The 9,313-nt window shown below is 63.9% G+C and carries 9 protein-coding genes; 4 read left to right on the plus strand and 5 right to left on the minus strand.

Features of this window, described 5'->3' with window-relative positions; genetic code table 11:
• From I5M_RS18360 to I5M_RS18370, 3 genes are all read left to right on the plus strand, one after another.
• On the plus strand, window positions 1-651 hold a 651-nt coding region (locus I5M_RS18360; RefSeq protein ID WP_022722732.1), incomplete at its 5' end, for an ABC transporter permease subunit.
• On the plus strand, window positions 648-2,159 hold the full coding sequence (locus I5M_RS18365; protein WP_022722733.1) for an amino acid ABC transporter permease: 1,512 nt from the start codon (window positions 648-650) through the stop codon (window positions 2,157-2,159). The genes I5M_RS18360 and I5M_RS18365, both read left to right, overlap by 4 nt.
• Before the next feature lie 14 nt (window positions 2,160-2,173).
• Entirely contained in the window at window positions 2,174-2,914 is a 741-nt protein-coding gene (locus tag I5M_RS18370; RefSeq protein WP_022722734.1) for an amino acid ABC transporter ATP-binding protein, read from the plus strand.
• Here the strand turns inward: I5M_RS18370 and I5M_RS18375 are convergent.
• The 5 genes from I5M_RS18375 to I5M_RS18395 form a co-directional block, all read right to left on the minus strand.
• Window positions 2,895-3,236, minus strand: coding sequence for a hypothetical protein (locus tag I5M_RS18375; RefSeq protein ID WP_022722735.1), 342 nt, complete (start codon window positions 3,234-3,236; stop codon window positions 2,895-2,897). The two genes, I5M_RS18370 and I5M_RS18375, sit on opposite strands and share 20 nt — an antisense overlap.
• 267 nt (window positions 3,237-3,503) lie before the next feature.
• A complete protein-coding gene (locus I5M_RS18380; protein ID WP_022722736.1) occupies window positions 3,504-4,541 on the minus strand; it encodes a cysteine synthase A in 1,038 nt (345 codons plus the stop codon).
• 134 nt (window positions 4,542-4,675) lie between these two features.
• The gene (locus I5M_RS18385; protein ID WP_022722737.1) at window positions 4,676-5,905 is read right to left on the minus strand and encodes a cyclopropane-fatty-acyl-phospholipid synthase family protein; all 1,230 of its coding nucleotides are present in this window, start codon (window positions 5,903-5,905) and stop codon (window positions 4,676-4,678) included.
• Between the two features lie 56 nt (window positions 5,906-5,961).
• A complete protein-coding gene (locus I5M_RS18390; protein WP_022722738.1) occupies window positions 5,962-6,798 on the minus strand; it encodes a DUF1365 domain-containing protein in 837 nt (278 codons plus the stop codon).
• Window positions 6,799-6,801: 3 nt separating this feature from the next.
• Window positions 6,802-8,115, minus strand: a complete 1,314-nt coding sequence (locus I5M_RS18395; protein WP_022722739.1) for an NAD(P)/FAD-dependent oxidoreductase — start codon at window positions 8,113-8,115, stop codon at window positions 6,802-6,804.
• A gap of 425 nt (window positions 8,116-8,540) precedes the next feature.
• On the opposite strand from I5M_RS18395, the gene I5M_RS18400 reads away from it, so the two are divergent.
• Window positions 8,541-9,313, plus strand: a 773-nt coding sequence (locus I5M_RS18400; RefSeq protein ID WP_040771778.1) for a TolC family protein, incomplete at its 3' end; no start/stop codon positions are given.

Below are 9,313 nucleotides of genomic sequence, written 5' to 3' on the forward strand. Positions count from 1 at the left end.
CGAGGCGGGCTCGATGGCTTCCTGATCGCAATCGGGATTGCGCTGGCCGCGGCGATCGTTCTGCCGATTTACGCGCGGCATCGGCTATACCAGACCGGCAAGCCGCTGCTGGTTTGGCCGATCGTGCTCGGCCTGTTGGTCGGTCTGCCGCTGATCGCAGCGCTGATCGCCGGGCGGCCGTTCGGCCTCGAAATGCCGGTGCTGCGCGGCTTCAATTTCGCCGGCGGCTCGCGGCTGCCGCCGGAATTCGTCGCGCTGACGTTGGCGCTGTCGACCTACACGGCGGCTTTCATCGCCGAAGTGGTGCGCGCCGGCATCCTCTCGGTGCCGAAAGGCCAGATGGAGGCGGGCGCTTCGCTCGGCCTGTCGCGCGGCGCGACACTGCGCCTCATCGTCATCCCGCAGGCGCTGCGCGTGATCCTGCCGCCGCTGACCAATCAGTATCTCAACCTGACCAAGAACTCGTCGCTGGCGGTCGCGATCGGTTATCCGGATCTGTTCTCGGTGTTCGCCGGCACCACGCTGAGCCAGACCGGGCAGGCGATCGAAGTCATCGCCATCACCATGGCGGTGTATTTGCTGATCTCGCTGGTCACCAGCGCGCTGATGAGCCTGTATTCGTGGCGGATCGCCAGGACCTCGCAAGCATGAGCGAACTCGGTTCCGTCACTCCCACCAGCTTCGTCCGCGGAGAGATGCTGCCGGCCCGCGAGGCGCCTGTGCATCGGCCGGGTGTGCTCGGTCTGGCGCGGCGGCGGCTGTTCAATTCGCCCGGCAACATCCTGCTGACGATCATCGGCGCCGTTCTGCTGTATCTCACCATCGTGCCGACCATCCGCTTCCTGTTCGTCGATGCCGTCTGGCAGGGCAGCAATCGCACGGCGTGCCTCGCCGAAACTGCCGGCCATCCGGTCGGAGCCTGCTGGCCCTTCATTCAGGCCAAGGCGATGCAGTTCATCTACGGCTTCTATCCGGAGCCCGAGCGCTGGCGCGTCAATCTGACGTTCGCGTTGGCGGCATTGTTGCTCGCGCCGCTGCTGATCCCGCGCGCGCCAGCCAAGGGTCTCAACGCCACGCTGTTCTTCGTCGCCTTTCCGATCGTCGCGTATTTCCTGCTGCACGGTGGCGGCATCGGCGGCTTTGGCGTGAGTTGGACGGTCGAAGCGCTGGCGAATGTCGCCAGCAGCATCGCCGGAGCAGGGCTGCGGTTGGTGTCGTCGGGCTCGATCGCCGGTCATCTCATCGGCACGGCGCTGATGTGGATTGCCACTGCGCTGGTGTGGGCGATGGAGCCGCTGGGCCTGCTGTATCATTGGATACAGACGTCGTCGCAGCCGGTCTGGATCGATCTCGGCCTGACCGCACTGATCGCCGTCGCCCTGGTGTTCGCGCTGAGCGGATTGCGCAACGGTGCACGCGCGGTACTGACCACGCTGGCGATCTTCGTCGGCATCGTCGTGGTGGTGGCGGCGCTGCGGCTCGACCGCGGCGGTCTGCCGATCGTCGATACGCGGCAATGGGGCGGACTGCTGGTGACCCTGGTCGTCTCTGTGACCGGCATCGTCGCCTCGATGCCGATCGGCATCGCGTTGGCGCTGGGCCGACGCTCGGACTATCCGCTGATCCGCATGTTCTCGATCGGCTTCATCGAGTTCTGGCGCGGCGTGCCGCTGATCACGGTGATGTTCTTCGCCACCTACATGCTGCCGTTGTTCCTGCCGGGCAATTTCACCATCGACAATCTGCTGCGGGTGCTGATCGGCACCGCACTGTTCGCGGGCGCCTACAACGCCGAAGTGATACGCGGCGGCCTCGCTGCCATTCCGCGCGGTCAGGCCGAGGCAGCGAGTGCGCTCGGCCTGTCGTATTGGAAGATCAACGGCCTGGTCATTCTGCCGCAGGCGCTGCGCCACGTCATTCCGGGCCTCGTCAACAGCTTCATCGCGCTTTTCAAGGACACCTCGCTGGTATCGATCGTAGCGCTGTTCGATCTGCTCGGTTCGCTGCGCGCCGCCTTCGCCGATCCCAACTGGTCGACGCCGACGACGCTGTTCACCGGCTTTGCCTTCACCGGGCTGATCTACTTCGTGTTCTGCTTCGGCATGTCGCGTTACTCGCTGTTCGTCGAGCACCGCCTCAACGCGCACAAGCGAAGCTGACGAAAGGACGATGAATGGCTGACCAACCGATCGTCGGGGTCGCGGGCCTCAACAAATGGTACAGCGAATTTCACGTGCTGCGCGACATCGATCTGAATGTCGGGCGGGGTGAGCGTATCGTGATCTGTGGACCGTCGGGTTCGGGCAAGTCGACGCTGATCCGCTGCATCAATGCGCTGGAGGAATTTCAGCAAGGCCGCATCGTGGTGGACGGCATCGAGCTCGGGCCGACGCTGAAGCACGTCGATGCCATTCGCCGCGAAGTCGGCATGGTGTTCCAGAGCTTCAATCTGTTTCCGCATCTGACCGTGCTGGAGAACTGCACGCTGGCGCCGATCTGGGTACGCAACGTGCCCAAAAAGGACGCCGAAGCCACGGCGATGAAGTTTCTCGAGCGGGTGCGGATTCCCGACAAGGCCGACAAGTATCCGGGCCAGATTTCCGGTGGCCAACAGCAGCGCGTGGCGATCGCGCGAGCGCTGTCGATGAACCCGAAGGTGATGCTGTTCGACGAGCCGACCTCGGCACTCGACCCCGAGATGGTCAAAGAGGTTCTCGACACCATGGTCGACCTCGCCGAGGAGGGCATGACCATGCTGGTGGTGACGCACGAAATGGGCTTCGCCCGTCAGGTGGCGGACCGAGTCGTGTTCATGGATGCCGGCCAGATCATCGAGTCGAATGCGCCGGAAGAGTTCTTCGCCCATCCGCAACACGCCCGGACTAAGCTGTTCCTCAGCCAGATCTTGCGCTGAGCGACGGCGACCGATCCTGCTCCACCGTATGAACCGAGAGAGCCGGTTTCGACGGCGCCGGCTCACGCAAGGCGCGCTTGGCGTCTTCGCCCGAGAACTGGCCGAACACAGCCTTGATGCGATCGGCAGGCGCGGTGTTGGCGGCAAAGTTCTGCTGGCTGCGCGTTCGCGCGGTCTGCGGGCTCGGTGCGTAGGTCGCGGCGTCGTATAGAAACTCGTCGAAACCGCGCCGGCTGATCGGCTCACTCACCATGGTATCGACTACCGACAACAGCACCAGCAGTGCCGCGGCGGCGATCGCAAAAATCCTGTACACGGCCATGTTCTGGCGCTCCCCGTTTGCGGCAGAGGAAACGCCTTTGAAATGAAACGAGAGTTGACGCCGCGGCGGGAGCTGCGGAAGCGGTTGCTTTGGAGTTAATTGCTCGGGGAAAATGTTTGTCATTCCGGGGCGCGAGCGTTAGCTCGCGAACCCGGAATCTGCAGCCGGCACGGTGCTCATGAAATCGAGATTCCGGGTTCGCTCACTTCGTGAGCGCCCCGGAATGACCAAGAAAGGTAGGGTGGGGCCGCCGCAGCAGCTCTCTCGCTATACCGCTTCGAACGGCACCGCGATCTCCGGCTTCTTTTCCATCCACTCCGGCACCGGCAAATTCTTGCTGCGCATGAACTCCGGATTGAACAGCTTGGACTGATAGCGGGTGCCGTAGTCGCACAGGATGGTTACGATGGTGTGGCCGGGGCCGAGGTCCTTGGCCATGCGGATGGCGCCGGCGACGTTGATGCCGCTCGAGCCGCCGAGGCAGAGGCCTTCGTGCTCGAGCAAATCGAAGATCAGTGGGACGGCTTCGGCGTCACTGATTTGATAGGCGTCGTCGACCACGGCGCCTTCGAGATTGGCGGTGACGCGGCCCTGGCCGATGCCCTCGGTGATCGATGATCCTTCCGACTTCAGCGCACCGTGCTTGTAGTAGTTGAACAGCGCCGAGCCCATGGGGTCGGCCAGTGCCACGCGGATCTTGGGGTTGAATTTCTTCAGCCCCATCGACACGCCGGCCAGCGTGCCGCCGGAGCCGACGGCGCAAACGAAGCCGTCGATTTTGCCGCCGGTCTGCTGCCAGATTTCCGGCGCCGTGGTTTCGATATGGGCCTGTCGGTTCGCGACGTTGTCGAACTGATTGGCCCAAATCGCGCCGGCCGGCTCGGTCTTAGCGAGTTGCGCGGCGAGGCGGCCGGAGAGTTTGACGTAGTTGTTGGGATTGGCGTAGGGCACGGCCGGGACTTCGATCAGCTCTGCGCCGCACAGCCGCAGCATGTCCTTCTTTTCCTGGCTCTGCGTGTTCGGGATGACGATCACGCTGCGGAAGCCGAGCGCATTGGCGACCAGCGAGATGCCGATGCCGGTGTTGCCGGCGGTGCCTTCGACCACCACGCCGCCGGGCCGCAACTCGCCGCGCGCGATTGCGTCCTTGATGATGAACAGCGCCGCGCGATCCTTGACCGACTGGCCTGGATTCATGAACTCGGCCTTGCCCAGAATGGTGCAGCCGGTCGCTTCCGACGCGTGCTTCAGCTTGATGAGCGGTGTATTGCCGATGGCGTCGACGACGTCGGTCTTGATGGCCATGATGTCCGGAAAAGCTTCGTTGCGGGTTCCTGAAACTAGGAGAGGCGAGGCCGCAATACAAGGCACGCTGCCGCATCGCTATGCAGCGTGGTTGATGCCGGAGGCGCCAGCGTGCACCCGGCGTCAGCGCCGCATCACTTCGCCTTGGCGAACACCACCTGGCGGACGTCGATGTTCCCGGACAGAAAGCCCGCCTCGCAATAGGCGAGGTAATACTCCCAGAGCCGACGGAAGCGGTCGTCGAAGCCGAGCGGCTTCAGTTTGGGCCAGGCGTCCCGGAAGTTGTCTCTCCAGACGGTCAGCGTCTTGGCATAATCTTCCCCGAAGATGCGCTCGCGGACCACAGGGACACCGAATTTCTCGCCGAGCGATTTCAGCACCCCCGGTGAAGGCAGCATCCCGCCGGGGAACACGTAGCGTTGGATGAAATCGACCTCGCGGCGATAGGCCTCAAAGAACTTATCCTGGATAGTGATGGCCTGAATGCCGATCAGACCACCGGGTTTCAGCCGGTCGCGGAGCTGGGAGAAGTATTTGGGCCAGAATTCCTCGCCGACAGCCTCGATCATTTCGATCGAGGCTATGCGATCGTAGTGGCCGCGCTCGTCCCGGTAATCCTGCAGCCTGATCTCGACCTTGTCGGCGAGGCCAGCGTTCTGCATCCGCGCCTGTGCGAAATCGCGCTGCTCGCGGCTGATGGTGAGTCCGACGATCCTCACGTCGTAGGTCTTGGCGGCATATTCCGCAAAGCCGCCCCAGCCGCAGCCGATTTCGAGCAGCGATTGACCTGGCCGCAAGTCGATGGCTTCGGCGAGGCGCTTGTACTTGTTGATCTGGGCCGCGGTGAGGTCGTTGGTGTGAGGCTCGAACAGCGCCGACGAATAGGTCATGCTCGGGTCGAGCCAGGCCGAATAGAACTCGTTGCCGATGTCGTAATGCGCGTAAATGTTCTTCTTCGCCTGCCGCTTGGTGTTGCGATTGAACCAGTGGCGGACCATCTGCACCAGCCGCATCAGCGGATTGTCCGCCAACATCGCCTGGATCATCTCGTGATTGACGCAGAACAGGTACAGGAACTCGGTCAGATCCGGCGTGTCCCATTCGTGGTTGAGATAGGCCTCGGCGATCCCGATGTCGCCGCCGTTGATCAGTCGGCCGGCGAAAGAGTAGCTGTGCAGCCGCATTTCGGCAGCGGGTCCGGGTTCCTCGCCGCCCATGCGGAAGCGACGGCCATCGGGCAAGGTGACGTCGAGTGTGCCGCGACGCAGTTTGGCGCCGAAGCTGAAGGCGAGCCGCACCATGCGCGGCAGGCCAGAAAGCCTTTCGTTGACATTGTCGGGTGTCAGCAGCACCAACTCGGACATTGCAGTTCCATCACTCGCGCCCAGCCGAACGACCGTTGGAATACCGGGCTCACGACTTATGGATTATATGCATCGCTCGGCCGTGCTGCAAAGCCGGATGGCGGAGGTGGGGAGGGCGGACGTGGCACCAGACGTGCGCCTTTGAGCCACAGCCGCAGCGCTTCGTAGTGAATCGCCGCCATGACCTTGATGGTCATCAGCGGCAATGATGCGAAGGCGCCGAGCAGCGTTGTTGTCGACAATGGCCGGCGCGTGCCGCTGAAAGTGGCAGCGAGCAAAGGCCCGGCAGAGTCGGTCTCGAGGATACGCAGCCTCACGGTGTCGCCTGGCGGGCCGATGCGGAAGTGATAGCGCATCGCCATCTCGATGAAGGGCGAAACGTAGAACGTCTTGTCCTGCTCCTGGCGCAACCCGGCGGCGCTGAGTTCGCCCGGCCGCACCGGCAGCACGTAGGGATGGATGTCGCCGAAGGTGTTACGGACTTCGTAGATCACCAGCGCCAGCTCGCCGGACGCAGCGTAGGCGAAATACACCGACAGCGGATTGAAGGTATAGCCGAGGAGCCGCGGATAGCTCAGCAGCAGGGCGCGGCCGCCTTTGAGGTCGACGCCGGCCTCGGCGGCGCAACGGTCCACATAGGCACGCAGCGGCGAGCCGTCGCGCGGTCCGTGGTCCTTTTCGTGGAAGCTGTACAGCGCGCGCCGGTTGACACCGAACAGCGGCGACATCCGATCGGCTTCGTCCAGCCGGTCGAGGTCGATCAGCAGCGACATCACCCGGTACTCGAAGCGATGGCCGACCGGCTTCAGCCTGGCATGCATGACGTCGCCGACATAGAGCGCCGCCGGAGCAGGGGCTCCGCGGTCGGCACGCTCATCGGCGGACGTCGTCATGGATTACTCCGCGGCCTCGCTCATCTCGCGTGGGGGACCACGCCACGGCACCGGCGCGCCGAGATTGTCGGCGACCGAAAGGCCGGAGCGCAAGCCGTCTTCGTGGAATCCGTAGCCGGTCCAGGCGCCGCAGAACCAAGTCCGGCGCTGTCCCTGAATCTGGCCGATCCGCCGCTGCGCCGCGAAGGCCTTTGTCGAGAACTGCGGATGGTCGCATTCGAAGCGGCCGAAGGTCAGGTCCGGATCTGGCGCGAACGGCGGGTTGAGGCTGACGAACAGCGGCTTGTCGGCGTCGATGCCCTGCAGCCGGTTCATCCAGTAGGTCACGGCAACATCGTTGACTGGCGAGTGCTCACGCTGCCAGCGCAGGAAATTCCACGATGCCCAGGCGCGGCGGCGCTTGGGCATCAGCCGCGCATCGCGGTGCAGGTAGACGAGGTTGGGGGCGTAGCCGATCGAGCCGAGCACATCGCGCTCGTCGTCGCTTGGATCGGCCAGCATCGCCAGCGCCTGGTTGCTGTGGGCGCCGATCACGACGTGATCATATGTGCCGAGCCCGCCGAGACTGTCGTGAAGCACGACGCCGTTCGGCGTGCGCTCCACCGACGTCACGGTCGCACCGAGCCGCAGATTGTCCTTGAAAGCCGCGGTGAGCTTTTCGACATAGCGGGCGCTGCCGCCCTTCACGGTGCGCCAGATAGGTCGTTCGTAGTGCAACAGGCGATGATTGTTGAAGAAGGCGATGAAGTTCTCTGCCGGGAAGTCGAGGATCTCTGCCGCCGGTGCCGACCAGATCGCGGCGCCCATCGGCGCCAGATAGTCGGTCAGCAGCCGCGGCGCGTAGTTGCGCTGCTTGAAGTACTCGCGCAGCGTCAAGTCGGCGAGGCGGCCGTCCTTGAAATCGGCGACGCTCTGCTCGTTGAAGGTCAGGATGTCGCGCAGCATCCGCAAGTACGACGGCGACAGCAGGTTGGAGCGCTGCGCGAACAGGCCGTCGGCGGTCTCCAGCCAATTCGAGCCGCCGCCCTTCCATTCAAAACGGCCGGCGTCGGCCGACACCGAAAAGCTCATGCAGCTTTCGACCGTCTCGACGCCGAGATGGCCGAACAGCGCGGTCAGGTCGGGATAATTGAGCTGGTTGTAGACGATGAAGCCGATGTCGACCGCGATTCGCTGGCCGTCATAATCGATCGTCACCGTGTGGCTGTGACCACCGGGGCGCAGCTCGCGCTCGTAGACCGTCACCGAGTAGCGCTGCGACAGCGCCCACGCGGCGGCGTTGCCCGCGATCCCGGTCCCCACAACAGCAATGCGCATTCCAAGCCCCCGTACCCCGACTGTTCCCTAGCTACGAAAGGGCTGCGCACTCAGTTTCACCGCAGTCGGGCGGCACAAAAGCCGCTGCGAGGTGAGGCGAATCCACAACGATCCTCAGAACAGATGAAATCTTCGTAAGTTTGCGTCGTGGGGAAGATGGGTCAAGTCAGTGAAAACCCTTATAGAATAGGCGCCGGCACCGAATCGGTGAAGATGTCTGCGGCAACAAGCATTCACGCCTAAGCCCTGTCCGCCGTCAGGCCGGGCCGCTAGAATAAAGCACAAAGCGAGCCATCCGGTTCGGCGAAAGAGCTTCCATCCGTGATCGACTTGCGAGTGTCTGGCACCAACCAACGTCCACCGACCATCGAGGTGGCGCAGGCTGCGCGGCGATCTGCCGCGCGTCGGGGTGGGCTGCGTCGAGCATGAGCAACGCCTTGCGTATTCTCGGACGCGCCATGGGCTACGGGGTTGCCGCCGCGATGGTCACGGCCAGTGGCGGCTGCATTCTGACCCAGGATCTGCCCAACCCCGCGCTCGAGCTCCACGATCGCTACAAGGCCGCCGCGCCGGCTCGCACCGAAGCACCTCCGGCGCTCGATTGGTGGCGCGGCTTCGGCTCGCCCGAGCTGACGCAGCTGATGGAAGAGGCGCAAACCGTCAACCTGGACATCGCGGCGGCGACGTCTCGCATCCTCGAGGCCGACGCGCAGGCGCGGATCACCGGTGCTGCGCTGCTGCCGTCGCTTACCGGCAACGGCAGCGGCTCCCAGAACAAGACCTCGGGCAGCAACATCCAGAACACCACGATCGCGGGCCGGCGTTACGCGACGTATTCGGCGTCGCTGAGCGCCAGTTACCAGATCGACTTCTGGGGCCAATACCGAGATGCCACCTTGGCGGCCGAAGAAACGGCCAACGCCAACCGTTTCGACCGCGATACCGTCGCCCTGACCACGTTGGCGAGTGTCGCCAATGCCTACTTCCAGGTGCTGGCATCGCAGGACCGGATCAGGACGGCCGAAGAGAACATCAGAAGCGCCGATCGTATTCTGCAGGCGATCAAGCAGCGGCTCGCCGCCGGCACCGGCAGCGACCTCGATGTCGCCCAGCAAGAGAGCGTCCTCAACAATCAGCGCGCCGCGGTGCCCCCCGCTGCGCTGACGCTGGCGCAAAACGTCAACACGCTGGCGACGCT

The sequence above is a fragment of the Rhodopseudomonas sp. B29 genome, from assembly GCF_000333455.1.
Taxonomy (GTDB): Bacteria; Pseudomonadota; Alphaproteobacteria; order Rhizobiales; family Xanthobacteraceae; genus Rhodopseudomonas.

What these genes read in the sequence shown, in the direction of transcription:
- I5M_RS18365 (WP_022722733.1), top strand. Translation starts at nt 648, where the DNA reads ATGAGCGAACTCGGTTCCGTCACTCCCACCAGCTTCGTCCGCGGAGAG.
- I5M_RS18380 (WP_022722736.1), bottom strand. Translation starts at nt 4,541, where the DNA reads ATGGCCATCAAGACCGACGTCGTCGACGCCATCGGCAATACACCGCTC.
- I5M_RS18385 (WP_022722737.1), bottom strand. Translation starts at nt 5,905, where the DNA reads ATGTCCGAGTTGGTGCTGCTGACACCCGACAATGTCAACGAAAGGCTT.
- I5M_RS18375 (WP_022722735.1), bottom strand. Translation starts at nt 3,236, where the DNA reads ATGGCCGTGTACAGGATTTTTGCGATCGCCGCCGCGGCACTGCTGGTG.
- I5M_RS18390 (WP_022722738.1), bottom strand. Translation starts at nt 6,798, where the DNA reads ATGACGACGTCCGCCGATGAGCGTGCCGACCGCGGAGCCCCTGCTCCG.
- I5M_RS18395 (WP_022722739.1), bottom strand. Translation starts at nt 8,115, where the DNA reads ATGCGCATTGCTGTTGTGGGGACCGGGATCGCGGGCAACGCCGCCGCG.
- I5M_RS18370 (WP_022722734.1), top strand. Translation starts at nt 2,174, where the DNA reads ATGGCTGACCAACCGATCGTCGGGGTCGCGGGCCTCAACAAATGGTAC.